General features: G+C 49.3%; 22 protein-coding genes and 1 riboswitch. Of the genes, 10 read left to right on the plus strand and 12 right to left on the minus strand.

The annotated features are described in order from the left end of the window. Positions 1 to 52: 52 nt before the first annotated feature. The 3 genes from QOX44_RS05055 to QOX44_RS05065 form a co-directional block, all read right to left on the minus strand. A complete protein-coding gene (locus QOX44_RS05055; RefSeq protein ID WP_283681779.1) occupies positions 53 to 583 on the minus strand; it encodes an HD domain-containing protein in 531 nt (176 codons plus the stop codon). After that, complete coding sequence (folE, locus tag QOX44_RS05060) at positions 580 to 1,134, minus strand: GTP cyclohydrolase I FolE (protein WP_283681781.1); 555 nt, start codon at positions 1,132 to 1,134, stop codon at positions 580 to 582. Before folE ends, QOX44_RS05055 begins: the two co-directional genes overlap by 4 nt. Before the next feature lie 109 nt (positions 1,135 to 1,243). Beyond that, a riboswitch (THF riboswitch) is annotated at positions 1,244 to 1,348 on the minus strand. 94 nt (positions 1,349 to 1,442) lie between these two features. After that, positions 1,443 to 2,906, minus strand: coding sequence for a phospholipase D family protein (locus QOX44_RS05065; protein WP_283681783.1), 1,464 nt, complete (start codon positions 2,904 to 2,906; stop codon positions 1,443 to 1,445). Between the two features lie 254 nt (positions 2,907 to 3,160). Here QOX44_RS05065 and QOX44_RS05070 point away from each other — a divergent pair, with 254 nt between their 5' ends. Then, positions 3,161 to 4,036 carry a YitT family protein gene (locus QOX44_RS05070; protein WP_283681785.1) on the plus strand — a complete coding sequence of 292 codons (876 nt, stop codon included), beginning with the start codon at positions 3,161 to 3,163 and terminating at the stop codon, positions 4,034 to 4,036. Between the two features lie 10 nt (positions 4,037 to 4,046). Here the strand turns inward: QOX44_RS05070 and QOX44_RS05075 are convergent, their stop codons facing one another. After that, entirely contained in the window at positions 4,047 to 5,015 is a 969-nt protein-coding gene (locus tag QOX44_RS05075; RefSeq protein ID WP_283681786.1) for an ABC transporter substrate-binding protein, read from the minus strand. Positions 5,016 to 5,152: 137 nt separating this feature from the next. On the opposite strand from QOX44_RS05075, the gene QOX44_RS05080 reads away from it, so the two are divergent. Further along, complete coding sequence (locus QOX44_RS05080; protein ID WP_283681788.1) at positions 5,153 to 5,911, plus strand: GNAT family N-acetyltransferase; 759 nt, start codon at positions 5,153 to 5,155, stop codon at positions 5,909 to 5,911. Between the two features lie 89 nt (positions 5,912 to 6,000). Then, positions 6,001 to 7,695, plus strand: a complete 1,695-nt coding sequence (locus tag QOX44_RS05085; protein WP_283681789.1) for a MutS-related protein — start codon at positions 6,001 to 6,003, stop codon at positions 7,693 to 7,695. A gap of 102 nt (positions 7,696 to 7,797) precedes the next feature. Here the strand turns inward: QOX44_RS05085 and QOX44_RS05090 are convergent, their stop codons facing one another. Next, on the minus strand, positions 7,798 to 9,363 hold the full coding sequence (locus tag QOX44_RS05090) for an ASKHA domain-containing protein (protein WP_283681791.1): 1,566 nt from the start codon (positions 9,361 to 9,363) through the stop codon (positions 7,798 to 7,800). Between the two features lie 313 nt (positions 9,364 to 9,676). On the opposite strand from QOX44_RS05090, the gene QOX44_RS05095 reads away from it, so the two are divergent. The 4 genes from QOX44_RS05095 to QOX44_RS05110 all read left to right on the plus strand — a co-directional run bounded on the left by QOX44_RS05095 (position 9,677) and on the right by QOX44_RS05110 (position 13,932). Continuing rightward, positions 9,677 to 9,955, plus strand: coding sequence for a hypothetical protein (locus QOX44_RS05095; protein WP_283681793.1), 279 nt, complete (start codon positions 9,677 to 9,679; stop codon positions 9,953 to 9,955). A 91-nt stretch (positions 9,956 to 10,046) separates the two neighbouring features. Next, positions 10,047 to 10,721, plus strand: coding sequence for an HAD family hydrolase (locus QOX44_RS05100; RefSeq protein ID WP_283681795.1), 675 nt, complete (start codon positions 10,047 to 10,049; stop codon positions 10,719 to 10,721). A 72-nt stretch (positions 10,722 to 10,793) separates the two neighbouring features. Further along, positions 10,794 to 12,647, plus strand: a complete 1,854-nt coding sequence (locus QOX44_RS05105; protein WP_283681798.1) for a serine hydrolase — start codon at positions 10,794 to 10,796, stop codon at positions 12,645 to 12,647. Between the two features lie 223 nt (positions 12,648 to 12,870). Next, positions 12,871 to 13,932, plus strand: coding sequence for a helix-turn-helix domain-containing protein (locus QOX44_RS05110; protein WP_283681800.1), 1,062 nt, complete (start codon positions 12,871 to 12,873; stop codon positions 13,930 to 13,932). A gap of 102 nt (positions 13,933 to 14,034) precedes the next feature. On the opposite strand, the gene QOX44_RS05115 is transcribed toward QOX44_RS05110, so the two are convergent. The 7 genes from QOX44_RS05115 to QOX44_RS05145 form a co-directional block, all read right to left on the minus strand. Next, positions 14,035 to 14,571, minus strand: coding sequence for a DUF2812 domain-containing protein (locus QOX44_RS05115; protein ID WP_283681802.1), 537 nt, complete (start codon positions 14,569 to 14,571; stop codon positions 14,035 to 14,037). Position 14,572: 1 nt separating this feature from the next. Further along, on the minus strand, positions 14,573 to 14,887 hold the full coding sequence (locus QOX44_RS05120) for a PadR family transcriptional regulator (RefSeq protein ID WP_283681804.1): 315 nt from the start codon (positions 14,885 to 14,887) through the stop codon (positions 14,573 to 14,575). A 323-nt stretch (positions 14,888 to 15,210) separates the two neighbouring features. Further along, on the minus strand, positions 15,211 to 15,981 hold the full coding sequence (locus QOX44_RS05125) for an ABC transporter permease (RefSeq protein ID WP_283681806.1): 771 nt from the start codon (positions 15,979 to 15,981) through the stop codon (positions 15,211 to 15,213). Next, positions 15,978 to 16,769 (minus strand): ABC transporter permease, encoded by a 792-nt coding sequence (locus tag QOX44_RS05130; protein ID WP_283681808.1) that lies wholly within the window; start codon positions 16,767 to 16,769, stop codon positions 15,978 to 15,980. Before QOX44_RS05130 ends, QOX44_RS05125 begins: the two co-directional genes overlap by 4 nt. Further along, a complete protein-coding gene (locus tag QOX44_RS05135) occupies positions 16,762 to 17,688 on the minus strand; it encodes an ABC transporter ATP-binding protein (protein ID WP_283681810.1) in 927 nt (308 codons plus the stop codon). The genes QOX44_RS05130 and QOX44_RS05135 overlap by 8 nt, the downstream gene beginning before the upstream one ends. A gap of 137 nt (positions 17,689 to 17,825) precedes the next feature. Further along, positions 17,826 to 18,752, minus strand: a complete 927-nt coding sequence (locus tag QOX44_RS05140) for a sensor histidine kinase (protein ID WP_283681812.1) — start codon at positions 18,750 to 18,752, stop codon at positions 17,826 to 17,828. A gap of 4 nt (positions 18,753 to 18,756) precedes the next feature. Continuing rightward, entirely contained in the window at positions 18,757 to 19,449 is a 693-nt protein-coding gene (locus QOX44_RS05145) for a response regulator transcription factor (RefSeq protein WP_283681815.1), read from the minus strand. Between the two features lie 231 nt (positions 19,450 to 19,680). Here QOX44_RS05145 and QOX44_RS05150 point away from each other — a divergent pair, with 231 nt between their 5' ends. The 3 genes from QOX44_RS05150 to QOX44_RS05160 all read left to right on the plus strand — a co-directional run bounded on the left by QOX44_RS05150 (position 19,681) and on the right by QOX44_RS05160 (position 25,140). Next, positions 19,681 to 21,444 (plus strand): serine/threonine protein kinase, encoded by a 1,764-nt coding sequence (locus tag QOX44_RS05150; RefSeq protein ID WP_283681818.1) that lies wholly within the window; start codon positions 19,681 to 19,683, stop codon positions 21,442 to 21,444. Next, a complete protein-coding gene (locus QOX44_RS05155; protein ID WP_283681819.1) occupies positions 21,398 to 24,088 on the plus strand; it encodes a hypothetical protein in 2,691 nt (896 codons plus the stop codon). The genes QOX44_RS05150 and QOX44_RS05155 overlap by 47 nt, the downstream gene beginning before the upstream one ends. A 62-nt stretch (positions 24,089 to 24,150) precedes the next feature. Beyond that, on the plus strand, positions 24,151 to 25,140 hold the full coding sequence (locus QOX44_RS05160; protein WP_283681821.1) for a YARHG domain-containing protein: 990 nt from the start codon (positions 24,151 to 24,153) through the stop codon (positions 25,138 to 25,140). Positions 25,141 to 25,150: the final 10 nt, after the last annotated feature.

Raw genomic sequence — 25,150 nt, forward strand, 5'->3', positions numbered from 1 at the left:
AGGTATTGTATGTACTGCTGTGTTTTTCCGGCGGGTTCTTTTAAGGAGCGCGCTATGTGCAGATCCCGTGCATTCTCCTGTCGGCAGGCCAGTTGCACTCGCGCGCGGCAGGGCAGTCGAAGCAGTTTCTGGAACGCTTGTCTGCGCGCCTGAGACATTCAAAAAGCGGATCCTGTGAAGCGGACGTTTCCAGGCTGCTGCCGGGGCTGTGCCCTCTGTGGTGCAAAATGGCATTTTGCACGCGCAGGATCTCTTCTGGTGTAAAGCCGCATTCCGGCATGATCCGGGCGCACAGAGAAGCGCTGGCCTGATCGTGCGGGATTCCTTCTGAAAGCTGCAGATACCTGCCGATATCGTGGAGCAGCGCTGCGGCGTACAGAATATCCTTCGGGATCCCAAGACCGTACTCGAGGTTCCATATATGGGCGATCCTTGCTACATCGAGAAAATGTGCCAGTGTATGGCGGCAGAATTCCCGTGTGTGTTCGGCCTTTTGCAGCTGCAAAAAGTGTTCCTGATAAACGGGATGGCGCCAGATGCGGTCTGCGCGGTCCGTGTCGTGCATGTCAGACTCTCTCATCATGCTTTTACCATCTGATAGAAGGTCTGCTGCAGAGAAACATCTTCTGCAAAGGCGCCGCGGACGATGGTAGTCACTGTTTTGGAACCGGGTTTTTGAACGCCGCGCATAGTCATGCACATATGCTCTGCTTCGATCATGACCATCACGCCCTTTGGATCTAAATGTGTCTCCAGAGCATCTGCGATCTGGGCAGTCATGTTTTCCTGGATCTGCGGGCGGCGGGCAAAGACCTCTACCGTCCGTGCGAGCTTGCTGAGACCTGCGACATGATCTTTTGGGATATATGCGACGTGTGCTTTTCCGTAGAAGGGGAGTAGATGATGCTCGCATACGGAGTAAAAGGTAATATCCTTTTCGAGCACGATATTGTTTGAGGTGGCGTGAAACTGCTTGCGCAGGTGTTCCCCTGCATCCTCAGTCAGTCCGCCGTAGATCTGGCTGCACATGCGGGCGATGCGGTCCGGCGTTTCCAGAAGTCCTTCCCGCGTAATGTCCTCGCCGATGCCTTCGAGCATCAGGCGGACGCCTTCTTTGATTTTTTCGTAGTCCATATTTTTGTACCTCCTTTGTATGCTGGCAACAAAAAAACATCCCGACGTGAATGAAATCTCGGAATAAATAATAATATCCCTTCACAATCGAGATGTAATCATCTTATGTTGCAACGGGTGCGGACTTCATATCGTAAACTGCCGGCGGCAGTTTTTCGTTTCTGTGACAACTCCCCATTCACAAAACACTTAACGCATGAGGTCCTATTTTGCATATTATTTATCTGTGCTGACAGTATAGCACTTCTGATATCAATATACCAGTGCTATTCCAGAAAAATTTTACAGGAAACAGAAAAAACGGCAGATCAGAACAGGAAACGGACTTGATCCATCAGCCATCCGAAGCAGGTGCGCACCGCCTTCTTTTTGAAGGGAAGCTCCTTCATTTTCTCCAGCTTGGAGGGCAGGTATGTATCGACCGTATCCGCTATGGCAGAGTACTGCTCGTATTCGTTCATTTTTTCACGCAGATCGCGGGTCACCTCTTCGCTGTGGATAACAAGCATCAGCTCCGTATCAATGTAAGTGCTCCGCATGTCCATATTAAAGGATCCGACAATCGCCAGCTCGTCATCGATCGCCATAGTCTTGCCATGGTAGGAGACGCCGCCCTCGTACTCCATGATCGTCATGCCGGTATCGAGCAGCCGCTGTTTCTGCCGCAGATAGTCAACCGCAGCAAAGAGATTTCCATTATTTGCAGCGGAGTTGAACATGATCTCTGCCTTATCGCCAAGCTGTGTAAAGGCTTCATACATCATGTCATTGCAGACGGCGTAGGGCGTATGGATCGTCACACGCTCCTTTGCAGCCTTTGCCAGCTCCATGAGCTGATAAAAAACGACAGGCTCCTTGGCGAAGATATGGGTTGGATTGTGCAGGAGCGATATTTTGTGCGTTTTCTCTGTCTTTCCTGCGTAATCGTACTCGTTTTCAAAGACACCAGGCTTTTTCTCCATCAGATCAGCAGCGCGGCTTCGGAGCTCGTCTGCCGCTTCCTGCACAGAAGAGCGTTCTGCAAGAGAAGCTTTATCATGGAAGATAGAGCAGCATTTTTGCGCAGTAATGGCTTTATAATAAGAAAGAACCTGATACAGGGAACTGTCTTTTGAGCCTGTGTTGTAGACGAGGACATCCCAGTCATAATTTTTATGTCCTTTGTAATCACCCAGAAAGTAGCCGAATGCATTGCGGCCGCCCAGCAGGTAGGCAGTATCATCAATGATCAGATATTTGTCATGCATGCGGCCCATGATTGTCCACGGCCTGAGCGGATTGATCTTATTATAAAGGATGATTTTTACATTTGGATGAGAGGAGAGGGCATAAAAGTATTCATTTCCCTCCATCCGTATCCAGGAATTAAAACCGTCAGCAAAGATCTCTACTGACACGCCGCGGTCCGCAGCGTCCAAAAGCAGAGCAAGGAGATCCTTTCCCGCTTCGTCTGTGCGGAAGTCAAAGGTAGACATGATGATGCGCTCCTTTGCGTGGCGGATCATCTGAAGTCTCGTATCCAGCGCTTCCCCGTTATTTTCTATGATACGCGCACGGTCCGGACCGTATCCCGAGCCGTAGTAATCACTGGGATCAAAGGCTGCCTTTGTCGACTCCGATACCTCGGGCTGTTTCGTAAAAGGTGCGATCGCACCGATGCCGAGATATAAAAAGAAAAGCAGGAGAAACACAAGAATGGCCCTGCGGCAGGTCCTGCTTTTTTTCTTCTGCGTCTGCCCGGTCTGTGGTTGGGATGATTGTTTTTGTTTCAAGTAAGACACCTCCAGATATTTCTAAGTATTATATAACATTATCACATATTTGCAAGTACCTATTTGGACATGAAATACGTATTGCTATTTTTAAAATGATATAGTAAAATAAAAAAGTATCAGGGAAAACCTGAATGCACGTCTGTCGGGACTAAGTTCCTGACAGACGTGTTTTGCGTCATGGGGAAAATTACTGTGATAAAGCGAAAAAGAAGCGCAGTGGTAGTGACGCGGGGTAAGAAGGAGAAAAGGTTATGGGAAAGGAAAACAGCTTTTTTGCAACACGAAAATGGTTTTCGCTTCTGCTGGTCATACTGGGCAATATTCTGTATGCGCTGACGGTCAAGCTTTTTTTGATGCCTGCGGATCTGATGACCGGCGGGACTACGGGGATCGCTCTGGCGGTCCAGCATGCGTTTGGATGTCCCGTCTCTTATTTTGTGCTTGCATTTAATATTGTCATGCTGCTTTTGGGACTCGCGATACTCGGGAAAAAATTTGCGGTGACGACAGTGATCAGTACGTTTGCATATCCGGCAGCGCTGGAGATATTGGATCTGCTGCTGGGAGAGATGATTCTGACAAAGGATCTTTGGCTGTGTACCGTATTTTCCGGTCTTGGCATCGGCGTGGGGCTCGGGCTGGTGATCCGGGCAGGAGCGTCTACAGGAGGTATGGATATCCCCCCTCTGGTGCTGAACCATTATTTTCGGATACCGGTCTCTGTCGGGCTGTATCTGTTTGACTGTGTGATCCTTTTGCTGCAGGCGGTATACAACCCGCCGGAGAAGGTCCTGTACGGGGTCCTTCTGGTAGTGATCTATACGTTTGTTCTGGATAAGCTGCTTCTGATCGGAACGACGAGGACAGAAGTGAAAATAGTGAGCAAGTACCATGAAAAGATCCGGCAGGAAATCCTGCAGGGGCTGGACCGCGGTGTGACGATGCTGAATGCCGAGAGCGGTTATCTTGGCAAGCAGACGCAGATGGTCTTCAGCGTGATCTCCAACCGGGAGCTTCCGCAGATTGAGAAGATCGTTCATGACATCGATCCGGACAGTCTGATGGTGGTAAGCCGCGTCAGCGAGGTGCGCGGACGCGGATTTTCCAAGAAAAAGAAGTACCGGTAAGCGGACTGCCCTACCGGGCGTCCTGTGCATCGAGCGCCACGTAGTCTTTTGGGGGCGTGATGCCAAGCTCCTTGCAGATCTGAGGATTATACCGTCTGGTAAATCCGGAGGCGTATTCGATCGGCATTTCGGAGATGGACGCGCCGTCCCGGAGGATGCGCACAGCCATCTGTCCGGTCGTATAGCCGAGATCGTAATAATCAACAGAAAAGGTAGCCACACCGCACAGCCGGCAGGTATTTTCTTCTCCCGTAATAACAGGGATGCCTGCGGGCATGCAGATATTGTAGATAAGCTCTGCATTTGAGGCTGCCATATTATCCGTCGGGACATAGATCACATTGCACTGTGCGGCTGCGTTTGTGGTGATGGCGGAAATATCATAAGAATCAGCAAAGGTATAGACTTTGCTGGCAAGTCCGAGCGATTCCAGCTCTTCCTGAACGACCTCTATCTGATACTGAGAGTTTGGCTCTGCGGAGCAGTAGAGGAGACCGACCGTCTCTGCGTCCGGGAAGAGCTCTTTTACCATGGCGGCCTGTTCGTCCAGCGGCGCCAGGTCAGAGGTGCCGGATACATTTCCTCCTACAGTACCGTGAAAGTCTTCCAGCTGGAGCGCTGCACCGTATTCCGTGACCGAGGTGCCAAGCACCGGGATATCGGCGGTCGCAGTCACGGCAGCCTGAAGAGCAGTTGTCGCATTTGCAAGAATCAAGTCTACATTCTGTGAAACAAATCCATTGATGATCGTTGTGCATGTATTAGAGTCGCCCTGGGCGTTGCTCACCTCAAAATCCACCTGATCTCCAAGCGCCTCTGTGAGCGCATCCATAAATCCCTCTGTGGCAAGGTCGAGCGCCTGATGCTGGACATACTGACAGATACCGACTGTAAATGTCCTGCTTTCCTCTGCCAGGCACGGTGTGGCTGTACCGGCAAAGAGTACAGCACTCAGTAATGCAACGTGACATTTTTTCATAATCATTTCCTCCCTGATCCAGATTTATCTGAAAAAAATTATACACAGGTTCTATCATACAGTCAAATATTTTTCTGGAAATGCTGCGGCAAAACTCGTATAATAGGAGGAAAATGAAAAACAAAAATGGAGGTTATATGGCAGTTAAAATAAAAGCGAACGACCGTGTGAAGGCGCTGTTTGGGGACTGGCAGGAGACGATCATCTGGTCGTGCCTGCAGGGAGTGATGGGAGAACTCTACGCCGACTGTGCACAGACGCCGTCCTGTGCGGCAGCGGTACTCGGGGATTTCTGCTGCTTTGCAGGAGAGCCGCAGGAGGAATTTGTCGCAGATCTGGCGCGGCAAAGCGCTCCCGGGAGGATTTTTATGCTCCAGAATGAATCATGGGCGGCTGCCGTCAGGGCAGGATGCCAGGGGCGGGTAAAACTGGCGAAGCGCTATGCGCTTAAAAAGGAGCCCGGCATATTTGATCTGCAAAAGCTTGAAAATATAGTAGCCGCACTTCCAAAGCAGTATGAGCTTGTCATGATCGATGAGCCGCTGTACCATAAATGCCGGACGCTGGCATGGTGCAGGGACTGGGTGGCAAATTTTGAGGACTATGAGCTGTTTCGCAGGTATGCGCTTGGCGCTGTGATCTTAAAGGACGGAGAGCCGGTAGCAGGTGCGTCCTCTTATTCTGCCTACCGCGGAGGGATCGAGGTAGAGATCGTGACAAAGGAAGCGTTCCGGCGGCAGGGACTTGCCAGTATCTGCGGGGCGAAGCTGATCCTGGAGTGTGAAAAGCGGGGGCTTTATCCAAGCTGGGATGCGCAGAATCCGGTCTCTGCCCATCTGGCACAGCAGCTTGGCTATCACGATGCGGGAGCGTATGAGGTATATATCCTGCAATAGCGGCAGATGCCGGACCGGCATAAGCAGTGCAGGGAAGATAGCGGCTGGCCGGAAGACGGCAGGCTGCGTACAGTATGAGGAGGAACGGTATGAGCGGATATGAAACCTACGGGATGAGTCAGCTGCTTGCTATGGTGGCGCTTGCGGGAATGATGATCGCAGTATTTGCGGCAGTGATCCTTTATCAGCGCCGCAAACAGAGAAGGATGCTGATGAACAAGATACGCAGAGAGTGGGGGCAGGTTCCCGAACGGGAATACGATCCTACAGAATTTGACTGTATCAGCCACTATTACCTGAACAAAGAGTCGGATCAGTTCCAAATTGATGACATTACGTGGAATGACCTTGACATGGACCAGGTGTTTGCGCAGATGAACCATACGAGATCCTTTCTGGGGGAGAGCTATCTCTATTATATGCTGCGCACCCCGCAGCTTCAGGACGCAGCGCAGGAGGAGTTCGAGGAGCTTGTCACCTGGCTGGATACCCATGAGAAAGAGCGGGAGGAGCTGGAGTATTTTTTTGCAAAGATCGGAAAGACCGGGAGAAATTCGGTATTTGATTACGTTTATAATCTGGCAGAGGCAGACAGCGGGAGTAATCTGGTCCACTTTGGGATGATCGCCATGATCCTTGGAGCGGTGGGACTGCTGCTTGCGAGTCCGGAGTCGGGGATTTTGCTGCTTCTGGCTGCAATGGGGGTCAGCATCGGGACGTATGAGCATTATAAAAGACCGGTGGCGCCGTATGTCACATCCTGCATTGCGATCCAGAAGGTATTGGATGCAGCTGTTCAGATCGGGAAAATGGGCGTATGGAAGCTTCCTGAGAAAGGGATAAAGGAAGCAGTAGCCTCCTTTGGAAAGCTGCGCAGGAATATGACGCTGCTCATTGCGGGAGAAATGCAGGGAGGAGGACTGGAGCAGACGCTTTTTATTTATCTGAACAATCTGTTTCATATTGATCTGATCCAGTTTAAGACTGTCGTAAAGGAAGTATCAGGACATATTTCTGAGTTTGAGTATCTGGTAGACCAGATCGGGCGTATTGAAGCGGCGATCGCGGTGGCGTCCTTCCGCAGGCTTTATCCGCAGCATACGATCCCTGTATTTCGTGAGGGAGGAAGCCCCTGTTTTCGGGCAGAGCAGATGTACCATCCGCTGATCACACATCCGGTGCCAAATTCTATCGAGCTGACATCAAGCCTGCTTTTGACCGGTTCCAATGCGTCGGGAAAATCTACCTTTCTGAAAACGGCAGCGCTTCAGGTGATCCTGGCGCAGACGATCCATACTGTTTTGGCAGCTTCGTATGAGGCAAGCTGTTTTCGGGTGTTTACGTCCATGGCGTTGCGCGACGACCTGGCCGGAGAAGAAAGCTATTATATGGTAGAGATCCGCTCGCTGAAACGGATCCTTGACAGGATAGAAGGGGAAATCCCGATCTTTTGCTGTGTGGACGAGGTGCTGCGCGGTACAAATACGGTAGAGCGTATTGCAGCCTCCTCACAGATCCTTCTTTATATGGCAGAGAAGCGGATGCTGTGTATGGCAGCCACACATGATATTGAGCTGACTTATATTCTGGAGGATACCTATCGGAACTGTCATTTTGAAGAAGAAGTTACAGATGACCAGGTACTGTTTGATTATCTGCTCAAGGAAGGCAGAGCGATGACGAGAAATGCGATCCGGCTGCTGCATCTGATGGGATTTGAAGATTCGATCATTGAAAAGGCAGAAGCGATGGCAGCCAGGGAAGAGTTTAAGGGATCACGCTGAACAGTGATCCCGGCCGGGCTCTGGAGATTCATTATCACCGATAAACATCAGCCCCCGCATTTTCGGGTGGCGGTATAAAATATACATAGGGATATCCTTCTTTTATAAAAAAGGGTTATTTTTATGAGTCTGTGTACTAAGCGTAGTTTCTACTGTCGGGTACATCCGCATATCAGTATGCGGGATAAATTTGGATGCCTGCATTTTGATCAGAAAGTCAGGCATGGAGGCAAACTGTATGCAGTAGACGGTATCCAGAAGATACTGGATATCGTCCGTACGGCTTTTATCAAGCAGCAGCTCTCTCGCTCCGGCGAGGGAGCTGTTTTGCAGACAATGGAAACGTTCGCGGGGCAGGTCGGGAAAGATCCCTACTGTGACAGCCGATTCTAGGTTAGCGTATGTGCCAAACGCGCCTGCCGTATAAAAGGCAGTAATATCATTCTCTGTGAAGCCGGATGCTTCCAGCAGACAGTCGACCATCGTGTGCGCGGCTGCCTTTGTGTCAAGATACTGCAGGATATCGGTCTGTGAAAAATACAGCATTTCACCGTGCGCGGACTCCTCTGCCGTAGCATAGACGGCGGCGTATTCCTGTGCTTCGGGAAGGAAGACAATGCGGTCTGATGCCTCAGGATCCAGCTTTCCCGAAATATCGATCCAACCATTGAGACGCATCTGGGCGATCAGGTCGATGATGCCGGAGCCGCAGATCCCGGCTGGCCGGGTGTTTCCGATCGTTGTGAAGGTAAGAGAGGCGCCTTCGATCCGAATACTGTCGATCGCTGTGTCGCAGGCGCGCATACCGTATCTGCTGATGCCGCCTTCAAGAGCCGGTCCGGCAGCGCCTGCGCCTGCGATCAGAAAGCTGCTGTTGCCAAGCACGAGTTCTCCATTTGTTCCGATATCAAAAAATACAGACAAGCCATCCTTTTTATAGAAATCAGTCGTCAAGAGTCCGCTCGTAATATCTCCGCCCAGGTAGTTGGCAATGGCAGGGATGATATAGACCACGCCGGAAAATGCAAGACCGATCTCATGTCCGAAGAAGGCTCCGGGAGCCGTTGTGACCGGGGCATAGGGAGAAGAAAAAACGGTCCAGGCATCCAGTCCCAGAAGAAAATGGATCATCGTGGTGTTTCCGGACAGGATCATAACGGCGCAGTGGTCTGCCGAAATGCCGCAGTGTGCCTCCAGCGTCTGAAACAGAGTAAGAAAGGTATCCTGTGTCGCGGCGGCCAGCTCCTGCTGATGTGCAGGATCGTCCTTTGCATAAATGATACGCGTCAGGATATCGTCTCCAAAACGGATCTGTCCGTTCATCGCTTTTGCTTCAGCGAGGACCGCTTTGGTATTCATATCGATCATCTGCATCACGACTGTCGTAGAACCCAGATCGACGGCAAGACCGTAGTGAGCTGCCGTCGTATCTCCGCCTTCGACTGCAGTCAGCAGTGTCTGGCCCGGCGTGTGGACAAGCGTAACGGTAATATCCCAGTCCTGTGTGCGGCAAAGCGGATAGAGCCCGCGCAGTGTTGCAAGCGTCATGGAAACAGACGGATAACCGAGGTCTTTTAGCGCCTGCAGTATGCGCTCCTGATCTGACAGAGGATGTTCTTCTGTCGGAGCTTCCAGTGTCAGATGTATTTTTTCGCTGAAGCTGTTCATAATGTTTTGTCCTTTCCGTATGAAGCCGGATCATGAAGCCGGATCAGCCGCTTTTGCAGGAAGAGTCCGCAGATGGATACTTCTGCCTGCACGGCTCTGATTTTTTCGTGTCCCCATTATAGCATATGGAAGGGAGGATTTGAAAAAAATTTGCCATCAGGTCTTGAAAAAAGAGCAGATCTGTATTAAAATAACAAAACAAACATATGTTCGGAATGCTTGTTTGGTATGTGATGCAGGGAAAGAAGGAAGCATAAGAAAAGAAGCAGTGTGTCTTCGCAAAGACTACATAAGATATGGGAGGACGGGGGATATGAAAAGAGAAGAGTGGTGTACGGAGCTGACTGTGTATGGGAAAAGGTTCTGCGTGATAGCAGGACTTCTGGAGGAGGCGGCTGTCCTTGGCTGGCTGGACATCCGCATCAGCACAGCGCCGGTGATCGTACTGTGTTTTTTGTGGTTTTTGTTTGCGCTTCTGACGGGATCGGCGCTTATCGAGGCAGACCACCTGCGCACTGTGTGGAGGATGGCAGGCCGGAGAGCGAGACGTATGCTGTCTGCCGGGTGCCGGGTTGGACAGGGAAGCATATAACGGAAAAACAGTTGTATTTTATGCGCCGGGAAGGTATGATAGTAGCGGAAACTATAACGAACACGTTTGTTCCTGACAGGATGGAGGATTTATGACAGAAAAGAACAGATCGTACGATACGGTGATTTTTGATCTGGACGGAACGCTGCTTGATACGCTTTCCGATCTGACGAACAGTGCAAATGCAGTAACAGCCCGGTATGGATTTTTGCAGCGGACGAGAGAGGAGATACGCAGCTTTGTCGGAAATGGGATCCGGCGCCTGATCGCGAGGCTGCTGCCTGATGGAGAGGAAAATCCGCACTTCGATGCAGTGTACAGAGATTTTCTTGCATATTATGGGGAACACTGTATGGAAGAGACAGCTCCTTATCCGGGGATAGGCGAGCTTTTGCACAGGCTGAAGGAGGGCGGCTATGCAGTCGGTATTGTCTCCAATAAAGCCGATTTTGCAGTAAAGAAGCTCCGGGATGTCTATTTCGGGGCAGACATCCCGGTTGCGATCGGCGACAGAGAGGGGATACAAAAAAAGCCGGCTCCAGATTCCGTATTTGAGGCGCTGGAGGAGCTTGGCGCGCAGCGCAGCCGCACCGTTTATGTCGGTGATTCGGATGTGGATATCCTCACTGCGGCAAATGCAGGGATTGACTGCATAGCAGTGAGCTGGGGATTTCGGGATCGCGGATTTCTGCTTGCACATGGAGCGCAGCCGGAGAGGATCGCTGCAGATACGCAGCAGCTGTGGAATATTCTGGAAGGGCAGTGATCATGCAGGAAGGAAAGCTGCAGTGCGGCGGCAGCCGCAGTCTGCATACGGCCGCACTGGTGAGGTGAAGAAATGACAGAACATAAAAATAAGACAGAGCATAAAAATAAGAAAGAGCACAGAAATAAGAAAGACCTTCCGGTTACGGCGATTCTTGCCGTCGCCGTCGCAGCCCTGCTTTTGTGTGCAGGAGTATTAGCCTGGGCGGTTTGGCATCAGGGCGGTCAGGAAAAAGGGCAGGGAGCGGGCGGGCCAGGTCATGCGCAGCAGGAGACCGGGGCGCTTGGGCAGGAGCAGGAAACGGACCGTTCATCAATGGCGCAGACGGCTACGGAACCACAGACCACGGAGCCACAGACCGCAGAATCACAGACCACGGAGCCACAGGCCACGGAACCACAGACGCAGGAGACAGAGCAGGAAACAGAAACAGAACAGGAAACAGAGCCGCAGGAACGGCTCGTTGTGGCGATCGATCCGGGGCATCAGGGAAGCTGGGTGAATATGAGCGATACCGAGCCGAATGGGCCGGGCTCTTTGGAGATGAAGGCAAAAGCGACAACAGGTACGCAGAGCTCTTTTTCCGACAAGACGGAGTATGAGCTGAACCTTGAGATCTCCCTGCTTCTTAGAGATGAGCTGGAAGCGCGTGGATATGAGGTCATCCTGACTCGCGAGGACCACGATACCGCCATAAGCAATGCAGAGCGTGCGCAGATGGCATACGAGCAGGGCGGTGATATTTATGTGCGGATTCATGCAAATGGCTCCGATGATCCTGGTGTGAGCGGAGCGCTTGCCATGGTGCCGTCCGCACAGAATCCGTATGTGGGATATCTGGCAGAGGATTCCTATCTGCTGGGACAGTGTATTCTCGAAGCCTATTGCAGCAAGGCGTCCTTTGAGTCACTTGGGGTCCAGTACTACGACAATATGACGGGGATCAACTGGAGCCAGATCCCGGTTATGATCCTTGAGATGGGATTTATGACAAATCAGTCGGACGACGCGAGGATGGCAGATCCATCAGTACAGCCGCTTATGGCAGAGGGCATTGCGGATGGGATCGACCGGTATTTTACCGAAAAGGGAATGAAGAAAAAAGAAGTGTCCGCGCAGGAAAAGGACCGGATGAACGCGCTGATCGAGCAGATCGGTGAGGACTATATTTATCCGGCAAAGGAGACGGAGACGTGGACATTTGGCATAAAAGATCTGGTCACAGGAGCGCAGGGGAGCATTGACGGGGATCAGCAGATGAAGGCTGCGAGTGTGATCAAGGTCTTTATCATGGCAGCAGTCTATGACCGCGTCTGCTATCCATCCTCTCCAGACCGCTACATTCCATTTGAAGAGTCCGGCGATGGAGAATTAAAGCAGCTGATCACCGATATGATCACGTACAGCGATAATGATGCGGCGAATACGATCATCGAGTGGCTGGGCTTGGGAGATGCCCGAAAGGGGATGGAGATCGTGAACCAGTTCTGCCAGGAAAACGGGTACACAAAGACCAGACTTGGCAGGACATTTTTGGAGGAAAACCCTTCCGGAGATAATGTCACCTCTGCCAACGACTGTCTGCGGCTGCTGGAGAGTATTTACAACGGTACCTGTGTAAATAAAGAAGCGTCACAGAAAATGTATGAGTATCTGGCTGCTCAGACAAGACAGAGCAAGATACCGGCAGGGTTAGAAGGTACTTCGGCTGTTGTCGCAAATAAGACGGGAGAACTTGCCGGTGATTACGGAGATTATGTGGAAAATGATATTGCAATTGTGGAAAGTGGAGACTGTGCGTACGTGCTGTGTGTATTTAGCAGCGATTTAAAGGACAACGGCGCAGCTATCGAAAAGATCGCAGCGCTTTCAGAAGCTGTATACGAGCTGGAATGTGGCAGCGAGACAGTCACAGACATTCGATGACATAAGACAGAAAGGTGACAGAAAAGCTCCACGCAGAAAATTATTTATCAATAAAATCATAGCGGTGTTTCTGTCTGAAGAGCAGGAACACCGCTTGTTTGATCAGAATTTAATTACCGGTTAATATTTCTTCTCGAAAGTTAATAAGCGGTAAATAGAAAATGTAAGTAATTAATGCTACCATAAAGGTACGAAAAAGTTAGATCGTAAAGGGGATAGCGTTATGAAAATAAATGAAATAATTCGCGATCGGCGTTTAGCGAAGGGCTTTACTCAAGAACAGATTGCCAATTATCTTGGGGTTTCTGCACCTGCTGTAAATAAGTGGGAAAAAGGAACCTCGTATCCTGACATAATCCTATTACCAGCACTTGCCCGACTGCTCGATACAGACCTGAATACGCTATTATCTTTTCAGGATGATTTGTCAGAAAAAGAAGTCGCACTGTTTATGAATGAAGTTTCTGAAAAGATGGATAAAAACGGTTTTGAAGAAGGATATTTGCTTGCTACTGAAAAGTTAAAAGAATACCCTACCTGTGATTTACTGGTAAGCAATTTAGCCATGCTGTTAGATGGTGCATTGATGCTTTATGGCAGCAAAAACAAGTCAAACGAAATGTATCGGGAAAAAATTGATTCTTTATACTATCGTGCAGCACAAAGTGAAGATGCAGCTATCAGAGAGCAGGCACAAGTGTGTCTGATTTCTAAATTGATGGGGAAACAAGATTATGAGCAAGCGCAGGAAATGCTTAATGCACTCCCCGGGAAAAGTCCTGTGGACAAAGAGCAGCTTCAGGCAAATATATATATTGCACAAGGAGATTTAGAAAAGGCAGCGAAAATGATAGAGGAAAAACTATTATCTGCCACAAATGAAATTCATGCAGCGTTGGGGACTTTAATGGAGATTGCGCTTAAAGAAAAACGAATGGACGATGCAGAGTATATCGCTGATGTTGATAAGCAGGCGGCTCAAGTATTTGATTTGTGGGAATATAATTCTTATGTTGCACATTTTCAGCTGTATGAAGCTACGAAAAACAGGGTTAAATTTTTGAAGATACTATTGCCTATGCTAAAATCGCTCACAAAAAAATGGGATATTAATAAATCGCCATTATACCGGCACATCCAAACAAAAGAAGTTGATAAAGCATTTGGACCAAAACTTCAAAAAGCTATTATTCAGTCAATTAACTTAGATGAAGAAACCGAGTTTTTAAAAGACAGTCCAGAATGGCATGAACTAATAAAGGAAATTGATATGGAGCAAGAGTAACGGAATAGTATGGATTTTCTGAGTTTAGTTCAAAACCGCCGTTATGGCATCTCCCATAGCGGCGGCATACAGAATCATTTATATGTGTCCTCTTTACTTAAATTATTTTCTGTCACTTTTATACTGACTATATTTCACAATGAATATGGTGAATATCACAATGTACATGCTTAAAACAGCACCAATAAATGTAGCTATAAAATAATTGTGTGTGTCAAACAAGTTAGTAAGAAACTGCGGTAACAATACGAGGAAAAATATAATCGACAGCGGCAGCATTCTTCCTTTTAATATCCGTTTCTTCATCTGAAGTCTCGATTCATCATCACAAAAAATTTCTTCTTCTATACCGTCGTCAGAAACAATCTTTCTAAAATAACTGAAACCAAAATAATCCTGTATGTATTCCCAACCGCAATCATCGAACATTTTCAAATATTCATCTTTATGAGCAAGTCCATCTTTATTATAATCCAGCTGATAGACCACATCTTGAGGAAGGCATTTTTCAAAATGGTACATTCCCAATCCAGTTACTTTAACAAATTTCCAACCTGCCTTTTGCATTTCTCGTAAATAATCTTGTTCTTTTTCATATTCAAATATTGAAAACCATTTGAACTGTTTTTTTACTTCCATTCTACATCTCCTCCTGGGCTATCTTATATAAGCGTTCAATTCGTTTTCGTTCAAGATATAAAACTTCTAATCCTAGATCTGTGATTTGATAGATCTTTCGTTTATCTTCTTCACGAATAAAACGGATTATATTGTCTTTTTCCATTTTTGATAAACTTCCGTACATCGTGCCGGGGGTAAGTCTGACAGCACCATCAGTCATTTTTTCAACCATTTGAACAATACCATATCCATGATTAGGTTTTCGTAAACACAGTAAAATGAAAAAAGCAGTTTCAGTCATAGGAACATACACTTTTTTTATATGTTGATCCACTTTACTCATCTCCTTAAATTTCAGTGCGATGTATCGCACTTCGATATAGAAAAGATATCACAGTGTAATATGAAAGTCAATAACTTTCGTAAAATAAATATATGGCAGAGAGAAAATTCTCCCTGCCACCATTTTTCCGTCTGCCTCAGTTGTTTTCATTTTGGAAATAGCTGCTTCTTTATACAATTCGCCGGATTCAAAGATATTTTTCCTGATATCAAAGGATTTCAACCCGAACTTCACCATTATCAGTTTTATAAAACAGGATTTCCCTTGTCTCATAAGAGGTTAACTCATATTCTTCGTTCGTATCCATTCCCTTCCTATTTTCCACTTTTGTTTTTTGCCCGGCTCTTGTAAAAATTATTCTTATTGTTGCACTGAAGGCTGCAAAATACTGCTGAAAGAGCAACTGAAAATGCAAGACTGCCCAGGCACATCATTTTGTTCCAACAGACTGCGGCGTCATAGCTGCGGTAGCTGACCATTCCAAGACTTGCTGTTATCGGATAGAGATTTGCCAGTGTCATATTTCCGGCAGCAAACATTCCGCCATATCCGTACACAAAGGCAAGAATGACACCGATGAAAGAGCCGCCTGCCTGGCGGCAGGTGATCACGATGACGGGAAGGACTGCAAGGTATAAGAAAAAGTTGACCGCAGTTATCTGGAAGCCTGCTTTTAAGGCAGATGAGAGCTGAAAGCCCGGAAATCCTGCGATCATTTCTGCCAATATGGTAAACAGGCTGCATATCAGACCAAAGACAATGGATAATACGCCGCATACGATCAGTTTTCCAGTCAGCAGCTTCTTAAAAGAAACCGGTACGGTCAGGATATTTTTCAGGGTATCATCTGTCTCCTCCCGGGAGATCATATGTCCGGCGATCAGACTGATGCATGCAGGAAAAATCATGGACATATTGTTTTTGATCACCTGTTCGGTGAGATAGGTAAAATCCCAGACAGAGCCGTCGTTTGCCATGGATGTAAACAGAGTCAGTACAACACAAAGCAGCATGAGTGCAGCGCCTGCCCAGAGGATACGATATCTTTTCAGTTTATAAAATTCAGTTTTTACGATACAGATCATGATAAGCCTCCCCTTTGTTTATAGAATCGATCAATCAGAAGCAATGAGATGACAGCCATGCTCCCCAGGATCAGTGCGACCTGTGCGGTGGAAGGAATGAGACCTGTCATCTGTTCCAGATCCATTTTTATCCCATGCGCAGCCATGTCTCCGGCGCTCCAGAAAGTAGTAAGCGGCGCGGGCAGGATCCACAGCACTGCTTTTGGAAGCGCGTCAAATAATGCGGTTGCGCTCATATTGAGCACACTGTAAAAGACGCACAGCAGAACAGAAAAAACATAGGTCCTGCTGGAAAAGACAATAAGGACAACAAGCGGAAGCGTACCTGCCGTAATAAAAATTCCTGTCTCGACTGCCAGGAAAAGTTTGTAACCGATGCCGTAAACCTTCAGTGTCCCCAGACCGCAGAAAATTGTAGCAGCAGTAGAGGACACACAAAAAAGGATTCCAAACAGGAACAGCACAAGGATTTTGGCGAGTACCATCTGCGTGCTGGTTACAGGGATCACACGCAGATTTTTGAAAGTGCCGTTATCCCGCTCCATAAAAAACAGGATGGCAGCGATCACCCCAATGACACAGGGAAGTAAAAACTGGACGCCATATCCAAGCACCATGTTGAAAAGGCCGTCAAAGGCGTCTGCCCGATCGGTATACCGCTCCATCACAGATGGCGTTGTCATGAGAAAGGTCAGCGGGATCGGAAAGAGAAAGGCAGATAAAATAACCAGTGGGATAAATTTTTTTCGTTTTAATTTCCAGAATTCGCATGGGATGAGTTTAAGCAATTCCCTCACCTCCCGTTACGCGTTTAAAATAATCCTCCAGACTTTCCTCGCAGGTGTGGACCTCTGACAGCTCCAGACCATTTTCTACGAAAGCAGCTACGATTTTTCCTACAGGCAGATCCAGGTTATACAGACACAGATTATGGTCATCCTGTATAGAAAAAGAAGTTTCGTGGAAGATATGTTCCAGGATCCTTGCCGCCTGTGCAGTGTCAGAAAGCGTAAAGTGGATATGCCTGCTGCTTTTCTTCTCTAATTCAACGAGACTTTCTTCCTCCAGCAATACTCCGTGGTCGATAATACCAATGTCATCTGCCAGCAAAGCGATCTCCGACAGTATATGGCTGGAAATTAAGATTGTCTTCCCCTTACTGTCACACAGCTCGCGGATAAAAGAGCGAACCTCTGCGATTCCGATCGGATCAAGCCCGTTGATCGGCTCATCCAGGATCAGAAGCTCCGGGTCATGCATAACGGCAAGCGCAATGGCAAGTCTTTGCTTCATTCCAAGTGAATACTGTGAGAACAGTTTTCTGTCCTGACAGGGCAGACGGACCAGGTCTAAAGCGTCCCTGATCGCGTGGCGGTTCGGTACTCCGCGCAAAGCTGCAAAGATACGCAGATTTTCTGACGCAGTCAGATTCGGATAAAATCCGGGTGACTCGATCAGGCTGCCGATGCGGGGCAGCAGCTCCTTTTCATTCCCCTGCAGAGAATTTCCCCATAGCCGGACCGATCCGGACGTAGGCTTTGTCAATCCGAGCAGCATTTTCATTGTGGTAGTTTTTCCGGCGCCATTTCTTCCAAGCAGGCCGTAGATCCGCCCCTTTTGCACATGGATATTCAGGTCGGCGACGCTTTTCTGAGAGCCGTACTGTTTTGTCAGATGCTTTGTTTCAATAATGTAATTTGTATTCATGTTCCAACCTCCTGTTCTGTAAGGTATTCTACTACGTAAACCTTGCGGGAACCTTAACGCAACCTTGCATGAACCTTGCAATTCACAAAAGAAGCGTTTTTTCTCTGATTTTGGAGATGGAAAAGCGTTTTGCCCTGTCAGCCCTGTTTTCTGGTCAGGGGAAAGCGCAGAGTAAATCGGCTTCCCTGATCCGGCGCGCTTTTTACTGTTACTGTACCGTCCATTTTTTCTGCAAGCTGACGGACAATGGAAAGTCCCAGACCGCTGCCTTTTTGGCTTCTTCCCTTGTCGCATTTGTAAAGCCGGTCAAAAATATGCGCTGCATCCTCTTTCTCCATTCCGACTCCATTATCGGATAAGAGAAGTGTCATATATTGCTCATCTTTTGAAAGGGTTATGCTTATGCTGTCAGCCTGGCTGTGGGCGAAGATGTTTTGCATCAGATTGTTCAGGATCCGGCTGTAGCAGTCCGGGTCAAGATTTACCCAGAAGGGCTGGTCGGGGATAGCGATGTCATAAGCGATCTGTTTTTCTTCCAGCAAGGGGATCCAGTCGATCAGGATCATTCTTGTCAGCTCCCCTGCCTCAACATCAGTTATTTTCATAGAAAATTCATTGGAATGCAGTCTGGACCAGTCAAAAAGAACATCAATGTATTCTTTCAGCGCATGAGCCTTTTGACGGGCAGTCTCTATATATTCCTCCTGCTCCCTGCCTGTAACGATCCCTCTGTGTACGGCGTCGAGATATCCGATAAGAGTCGTAAGCGGCGTTCGGACGTCATGGGACAGGCTTGTCATAAGCTGGCGGCTGGCTTCCTCTGCCTGTCGGAGAGCAGAAAGCCGGTTTTCATAGGAGACGATGATCTCGTTGATCTCATAGGCTACAGGTGCGGTCAGCTGCGTTGACGCAGACAGAATACGCCTGTTCCCATTTCCGTTTTTTACATCAGTCAGAGCATCCGTCATTGCCGCCAGCTGCTTTTTTACGTGGCGGATGGCCAGGCAGGAGAAGAGAACGGATAAGACTGCAGTTACGGTCAATAATAAAATAATTGCCTGCATGGATTCATACCTCCCTGTTAAAGCGGTAGCCGATCCCCTTGACCGTTTGGATATAGTTCGGGTTTTTGGGGTTGATTTCCAGTTTTCTGCGGAGCCGGCTGATGATTGCCATGATATTGCTGTCATCATAAACGTATTCTTCGCCCCACACTTCTTCATAGAGCTGCTGCTTTGTCAGGATTTTTCCCTGGTGCTTTGCACAGCATAAGAGCACGTCAAACTCTTTCGGAGGAAGATCAAAGGTGCCATTTACGGTAGTGACGCAGCGATTTTCCAGATCAATGGTCAATCCGTCAAATACAAGCTTCTGTGCGGGCTCTCCTTCCTGATTGAGGCGGGTGTAGCGGCGGATAAGGGAAAGAATGCGGGCGATCAGCTCCTCCATATCAAAGGGCTTTGTCAGATAGTCGTCTGCGCCTGCACGCAGTCCCCGTACTTTAGAAATACTGTCATTTTTAGAAGTGAACATTAAAACAGGCAAATTTTTTTCCTTTCGGATCTCCTCCAGTGTTTCGAAGCCGTCCATACCGGGCATCATAACATCCAGTATGACAAGCTGATAGGCTTTTTCATTTAATTTCTGCAGGCCTTCTTTGCCGGTATTACAAAAGTCAGCTTCTATATTTTCAGAAAGTACACTGCGCCTGATTAAATTGCAGAGCGCTGTGTCATCGTCAATAATCAAAATTTTATTCATCGTACTGCTCCTTTTCCTGCCCGGTCCGGTCTGAGGCTGCCTTTTTGCGCTGTCTGAGCCCGGCAGGCTGTGGTTCTGTTTATCTTCCTAGTATAGTACAGTTTTTCCTTCAGAACAATCATACATTTTGTGGGCAGCAGTGACAAAAAGTGCTTGACGAAAAGCAGAAAATCAGCGATAATATAGTTACATATTATATAAAGATAATTACACAAACAAAAAGGAGGAGGTATGAAAGACCAATCGTCCAGGGAGCGCTTTATGGATGGGAATTACCAGAAGATCAGACGGTTGGGAAAGGGGGGAGACGGTACCGTATATCTGGTGCGTTACCTTCCGACAGAGCAGCTTCGGGCGGCGAAGCAGCTAAAGGAAAACGGAGGCAGGCGTGTGCATGAGCTGAAGATGATGAAGCGTCTGCATCACCCATCTTTACCACAGATCATAGATGTCCTGGAGTGCGGGGGGCAGACGTGGCTGGTGATGGAGTACATCAGGGGAAGAACGCTTTCCGAACCGGAATGCAGGGCAACGCAGGCACGCCAGTTTTGGGAGACGGCAGAGCAGCTGGCGCAGGTCATAGCGTATCTGCATACGCAGACAGTGCCGGTTTTACATCTGGATATCAAACCGACAAACGTGCTGCTGCATCCGGACGGACATCTGGTACTGATCGATTTTGGCACAGCAGTTTTTCAGGGAGATACAGACGGACGGGAGGCCTGCATGGGGACCCCGGGGTTTGCAGCTCCGGAACAATATGGCGATGAAGCGCCTGACACACGTGCAGATATCTACGCTTTTGGCGCTACGATGTATTACTATCTGTATGGTGCTGTACCGCAGAGACAGACGCAGGGGACACGAAGGGAAAAGAAGTGGCCGGGGGACAGGCTTTCCTGGAAAAGATCGGCAGAGCTGCTGCTTGCAAAATGTCTGCAAAAAGATAAGCAGCACCGCTTTGCAGATGGCAGACAGCTATATCGGGCAGTCTGCAGGCAGCATCAGAGATATAAAAAGAAGCAGAGTATTCGCAAGGCGTCAGGGGCAGCAGTGCTTCTTATCATGGTCGTGCTGTTTGGAGCAAAAGTAAATAAGCCGGACAGACCGGATCGGCAGACAGAAATGGAAGAGGAATATCTGTCTTTTTTAGAAAGGGCAAAGGGAATGGGACTGACACAGGCACAGACCTGCTATCAGGAGGCGGTAAAACGGATGCCGGAGGATGAGCGGTGGTATGTGCAGCTATTTGACTGGCTGGAGAGAGATTATATTTTCAGCACGCAGGAGGAGCATATGCTGCAGGAGCTGATATATCTGTCTGTGGAGGATGGACATACAGCACTGGATCTGTTAAAGAAGCACACGGAGGAATACGGAGCCTTTGCATACAGGCTGGGTGTGGACTACTGGTATTTTTATGAAGGGGCGGGAGGAAAGGCCGCAGCATCCAGCTGGTTTCGTGAGGCGGCAGAAGCACACAGAAGTGTCAGGGCGGTGCGGGAAACTGCGATGCAGGGACAGTCCGCCCGTTCAAAAATGCATAGAAAGGACAGCGGAGGGTGGGGAGAGGCAGCCGGGATCTACGCGGATATCGCTTCCTATTATGAGACACTGGGGAAGCCGGATGAGCAGGGAAAGCGCAACGCAGATGTTTGCGTCTACTGGAAAGATTTAAAAAAGCTTTGGACCCTGGGGGAAAAGGAACAGACAGCAGCTGTGATCAGATGGCAGATCGCAAAAGAGATGCTTTCCATCCTGACTATGAGAGCGGCGGAGCTTCGGCAGGCGGGGGAAGGCTGGCAGGAGACACAGAGGCTGCTGCGGTCACTCGATCTGTTTTTACACTCAGAAGCATTACAGGAGAACGAGGAGGTGGACTGGGCGCAGTACGAAGCTGCATGCGCGGCAGTGGAGAGGGTATTTGCGGATGAAAGGGGAAATACATTTGAAAGAAAGGAAAAAGACACAGAAAAGAAAGAAACAGATCCTTGAGGCAGTCATAGCCGCCGGTATCATAGTAGCCCTGCTTCTGACCGTATGCGATGAATTGCTGCAGGAGCAAAGGCAAATGAGGCAGGCGCTTGCAGCAGGAGGAGATCTGGAAACGGGATATGGAGATGCGGCCTCGAGCAGTATTCCGGAAGAGACGGAGTGTGAAAGCGAGACGGAAAGCGAATCGGAAAGTGAGGCGGAAAGCGAGACAGAAAGCGAACCGGAAAGTGCGGCGGAAAGTGAGGCGGAAAGCCCTGAACAAAATCAGACGCAGCCACAAAGTGAGATGCGTCCGCAGGAAGAGCCACAGGATTCGGATGACATGACCGTTTGCCCCTCTCCGGCGCCGAAGCCAGAACCGATATTGCCGGATGCACAGGAGGATCAGACAGAAGAAGAGAGTGTGATGGATCCACAGCAGACAGATAGCGAAGCGGGAGAAGCAGGACAGACACACCCCGGGGACGAAGCAGACGGTGATATGCAGACACAGGATGGAGGACAGGAGACACAGCCGCAGTCAGATCCGCCAGAACAGATGCAGGAGGAGCCGGAGTCTGCACAGGAGTTGGAGACGCACAAGGAGCCGGAGTCTGCACAGGAGTTGGAGACGCAGGAAGAGCCAGAGTCCGTGCAGGAGTCGGAGCCACAGGAAGAGTCAGAGTCTGCACAGGAGTTGGAGACGCACAAGGAGCCGGAGTCCATGCAGGAGGAGACAGGCTCTGTGCAGGAGCCGGGGGCGCAGGAGGAGACGGAATCCATGCAGGAGTCAGAGATGCAGGAGGAGCCGCAGACGGAAAAGAAGGAGACACAAAGAAAGCCCCGGAAGATTATACGGGGAAAGCATTATCATATCAGGGGAGAAGATGGCGCCTGGTACAGGGACGAAGCAGACCGCCTGTGGGTGCGCGCGGGGAGCAGTCTCTGCGTGGAAACAAAGTCCGGGAGCGGATATGATCAGGCACAGGGACTGGAGAACCTGGAACAGGACGGAGTATTTACATTTTGTCTGAAAAAAACAGATGCTTCCGGAAAGGTACTGGAGGAGTCTGAGATAAAGCAGGAGCGGTATTTTGTAGACGGGGAGGCGCCTTTAGCGGATATTGCTGTTCAGGGAGAGAGGCTGGATGGGATTGTATACACAGCAAAGGAGGCGCAGGCAGTCATCACCGTTGCTCCCGATGGAAAAAGTGGTCTGAGATCCGCGGCGTATCTGGTACTTCCATGTGAGGAGGACGGGAGTCTGCTGCAGGACCCTTCCCGGGAGAAATGGACAACATGTGATGAAAATTCTTCTGTTGCGATACAGGAAGAGGGGGTGTTTCAGGTATTCGTCAGGACGGAGGATCAGGTGGGAAATACGGAATTTTCAAAAAGCAGGATCATTTGTGTGGACCATACGCCTCCCAGGATACAGATCAAAGGGGTACAGGATCAGACAGCGAATGCGGGAGAAGTAAAGCTTGTGGTAACAGGCACAGACGAGCATTATAAGCTGGGAACGCTGCGGATTGAGCTGGAGGGAAAGAACACCGGGAAAGCGCCTGAGGTGTGCAGAAAAAAAGAGACGGCACAGGGGGCGGTGACGGAGTTTTTCGACTTCCCTAAACAAAGAGCATATGATGATGTATATCGTCTGCTTGTCCGGGCAGAGGATCTGGCGGGCAATATAATAGAAGAAAGCATGGAGTTTTCTGTGAACCGCTGTGGTTCTGTCTACGATCTGTCCAGGGAAACACAGCAGGCGCTGAAAAAATATTTTCTTTCCCGGCCTGCAGCAGTGACGTTTTATGAGACAAATATTGATTATATTGGAGAATCGCAGATTTATTGCAGAAGAGATGGCGAGCTGCAGCGTCTGGAACGGGAGAAGGATTATTTTGTGGACATGGAGGGCAGCCGCGATTCATGGAAGAGGTACTGCTATACCATACCGGAAGCGTATTTTCGTCAGGAAGGGATATATGAGCTGCTGCTTGTGTCTGTTGACCGTGCAAACAATAAGGCAGACACCGGGATGCAGAAAAAGCAGGTGGCATTTGTGCTGGACTGGACAGCGCCCGAGTGTGTCATTACCGGGATTGAAGAACAGGGGATTTATGAAGACGGGACAGTCACAGCGTGCCTGACTCCGCATGATAAGATGGGACTAAAGCAGATGAGGGTCTATCACAACAGCAGGCTGCTTCTGGAAAAAAATGAATTTCATGAGAGGGACGCTACCGTCAGGATCCCTCTGGAGCAGGACGGGCAGTGGCAGACGGTGCAGGTTTTTCTGGAGGATCAGTCAGGCAATACATACTGGAGCAGGGAAATCCCTGTGTTTGTGAGAAGTGGTGCGCGGGAGGTGCCGCAATACCGCAAAGTAAGGGCGAGCGCCAGGGAGACGGAGCAGAAAAAGAAAAAGGACCTGCGCCGACGTATGGCAGGACTGCCCGATATCAGAAGCATACAGCGGATGGAACGGCAGGAGGCAGGGAGTGACCGGGAGCTGCCGCTACTAAGACAGACATCTGTAAGTGGCAGGCAGCAGCTTGGGCGTCTGGAGGGTACTGCTCTGCTTATCCTTGGCGTAGTGATGTTTGCGCTGACGCTTCTGTCCTGCATTCTGGCTCCGTGGAAAAGGAAAAACAGACCAAAATAGTTTTCATAGACTTTTTTCGACAAGTGTGCTATGATGCCCCGTAAAGGGGTGAAATAGAAAGAATGGGAAAGAAAAAGAATGTAATAAAACGGAACAGCGGATTTATAGCAGGCTGTGTACTGGCTGCAGGAGCATCCTTTTTTGCAGCAGATTTTGCGATGACAAACGGGCTGCCGACTCTGGCGCCGGAGCCGTCCGACGAAACGCAGGAAGCGACTGTGGCCGGACTGGAACCGGAGGAGACGGAAAAGAAGGTTTACGAGACTGACCCGTTTACTGTGACATCTTCCGGTAATATCATCAAAGGTGTAGAGACTGAGAAGCAGACGCAGGAGAGCGGGGAACCGCAGACAGACGAGCAGGGAAATGTGATCGGGTATACAGATGCAGACGCAGGATCGGATGAGGGAAGCGATACGGATGACGGTTCACAGACAGCAGGGACGTCAGACGGAAGCGGCAGCACGCCGGATGAAGGCTCAGGTTCGGGAGACGGAAGCACAGATGGAAGTGCAAACGGAGGGTCTGATGGCTCATGGAGCGGAGGAACTGACGATTCCTGGGACGAAAGCTGGGATGGATCCGGGCAGTCGATTGAGATCTATGATCCGGGCAACGGGGATTATTCGTACAATGACGGCGGAAATACCGGAAACACGGGAGGAAATTCAGACAGCGGCTCCTGGGATGACTCAGGCAGCGGCTCGGGAGATGGCAGCGGCGCAGAAGATGGCGGCAGCCCGGACGGAAATGATGCAGTCACGCCTTCGGATGTGATCATCTGGGATATTAGCAGCCGTTATATTGATGAGAGCGAGCTGTACAATTATGACGCAGGTCAGCTGCGTCTGATCCGAAATGAGATTTTTGCGCTGAATGGACGCATATTTCAGTCTCAGGATCTGCGCGATTATTTCAGCCAGAAATCATGGTATGTGCCGACATACTCACCGGAAGAATTCGATGCGAACATGTTCTATTACCTGAATGACTATGAAGAGGCCAATCTGGAGGTTATCCTGAATTATGAGGCAGCACTGGCGGGAAATTAGGGAGGTAGGA

Source organism: Parablautia sp. Marseille-Q6255 (assembly GCF_951230155.1).
Lineage (GTDB): Bacteria > Bacillota > Clostridia > Lachnospirales > Lachnospiraceae > Choladousia.

Coding starts and splice junctions, on each gene's coding strand:
- QOX44_RS05055 (WP_283681779.1), bottom strand. CDS start 583: ATGATGAGAGAGTCTGACATGCACGACACGGACCGCGCAGACCGCATC.
- folE (WP_283681781.1), bottom strand. CDS start 1,134: ATGGACTACGAAAAAATCAAAGAAGGCGTCCGCCTGATGCTCGAAGGC.
- QOX44_RS05070 (WP_283681785.1), top strand. CDS start 3,161: ATGGGAAAGGAAAACAGCTTTTTTGCAACACGAAAATGGTTTTCGCTT.
- QOX44_RS05075 (WP_283681786.1), bottom strand. CDS start 5,015: ATGAAAAAATGTCACGTTGCATTACTGAGTGCTGTACTCTTTGCCGGT.
- QOX44_RS05080 (WP_283681788.1), top strand. CDS start 5,153: ATGGCAGTTAAAATAAAAGCGAACGACCGTGTGAAGGCGCTGTTTGGG.
- QOX44_RS05085 (WP_283681789.1), top strand. CDS start 6,001: ATGAGCGGATATGAAACCTACGGGATGAGTCAGCTGCTTGCTATGGTG.
- QOX44_RS05090 (WP_283681791.1), bottom strand. CDS start 9,363: ATGAACAGCTTCAGCGAAAAAATACATCTGACACTGGAAGCTCCGACA.
- QOX44_RS05095 (WP_283681793.1), top strand. CDS start 9,677: ATGAAAAGAGAAGAGTGGTGTACGGAGCTGACTGTGTATGGGAAAAGG.
- QOX44_RS05100 (WP_283681795.1), top strand. CDS start 10,047: ATGACAGAAAAGAACAGATCGTACGATACGGTGATTTTTGATCTGGAC.
- QOX44_RS05105 (WP_283681798.1), top strand. CDS start 10,794: ATGACAGAACATAAAAATAAGACAGAGCATAAAAATAAGAAAGAGCAC.
- QOX44_RS05110 (WP_283681800.1), top strand. CDS start 12,871: ATGAAAATAAATGAAATAATTCGCGATCGGCGTTTAGCGAAGGGCTTT.
- QOX44_RS05115 (WP_283681802.1), bottom strand. CDS start 14,571: ATGGAAGTAAAAAAACAGTTCAAATGGTTTTCAATATTTGAATATGAA.
- QOX44_RS05125 (WP_283681806.1), bottom strand. CDS start 15,981: ATGATCTGTATCGTAAAAACTGAATTTTATAAACTGAAAAGATATCGT.
- QOX44_RS05135 (WP_283681810.1), bottom strand. CDS start 17,688: ATGAATACAAATTACATTATTGAAACAAAGCATCTGACAAAACAGTAC.
- QOX44_RS05140 (WP_283681812.1), bottom strand. CDS start 18,752: ATGCAGGCAATTATTTTATTATTGACCGTAACTGCAGTCTTATCCGTT.
- QOX44_RS05145 (WP_283681815.1), bottom strand. CDS start 19,449: ATGAATAAAATTTTGATTATTGACGATGACACAGCGCTCTGCAATTTA.
- QOX44_RS05150 (WP_283681818.1), top strand. CDS start 19,681: ATGAAAGACCAATCGTCCAGGGAGCGCTTTATGGATGGGAATTACCAG.
- QOX44_RS05160 (WP_283681821.1), top strand. CDS start 24,151: ATGGGAAAGAAAAAGAATGTAATAAAACGGAACAGCGGATTTATAGCA.